Here is a 753-nt window from a genome sequence, read left to right as displayed (position 1 = left end):
GCCGCGGCGAAAAGAACCTCTCGCGCACCACGCCCACCTGGTTCTCGACCTGGCCTTTCTCCCAGCCGGACGAGGGCGTGCACGCCACGGGATCCACCAGGTAGTGGCTGCACATCTGCAGGAAACGTCGGTTGTAGGTTCGATCCCGCCCGACCAGGATCGCCTCGACCGCGGTTTTCATGTTGTCGTAGATCCCGCGCGTGCAGGCGCCGCGAAAGAACGCAAAAGCCCGGTCGTGCGCGTCGAACACCATCTCCTGGCTCTCGCGCGGATAGGCGCGCACAAACATCATCCGGCTGTGGCACAGGCGGACATGCGCGACCTTCACCACCATCGCAGCACCCGCCATCACCACCATCTCGTGGCTCCAGTCGAACTGGTACGCCTCTCCGGGCGCAAAGCTCAGCGGCACATAGGCCGCCGCCGACACCGCCGCCCGCGCGCGCTGCCAGCCGCGCGCATAGCGCCGTACCGCGTCGTAGCCGCCCGCATAGCCAAGACCACGCAACGCCTCGAACACGCGCATCAGTGTCAACCGCTCGCGGCTCGCCCGACCCGCATTCTCCGTGAGCAGCCGATCCAGCTCGCCCCGCCAAGCACCCAGCTTGGGCTGCGGTTGCTCGCCTCGCTCGTAGCGGAACTCCGTCGCGCCCGAGCGCAGGACCTTCCGCACCACCTTCCGTGACACGCCAAGCCGACGACAGATCGCCTTGATCGGCAGACCCTCGATCTCATGCAGCCGACGGATCTTCC

Annotated in this window: 1 protein-coding gene; it reads right to left on the bottom strand. The window is 66.9% G+C overall.

Annotation, left to right across the window (positions count from 1 at the left end):
* A partial coding sequence (gene istA, locus AC1MIR_RS27745) for an IS21 family transposase (RefSeq protein ID WP_480031401.1) occupies window positions 1-753 on the bottom strand: 753 nt, incomplete at both ends.

Source organism: Falsiroseomonas sp. RANM36 (assembly GCF_056682175.1).
Note: the sequence above shows the minus strand (reverse complement) of the source record. Positions and strands in the feature narration are given on the sequence as shown.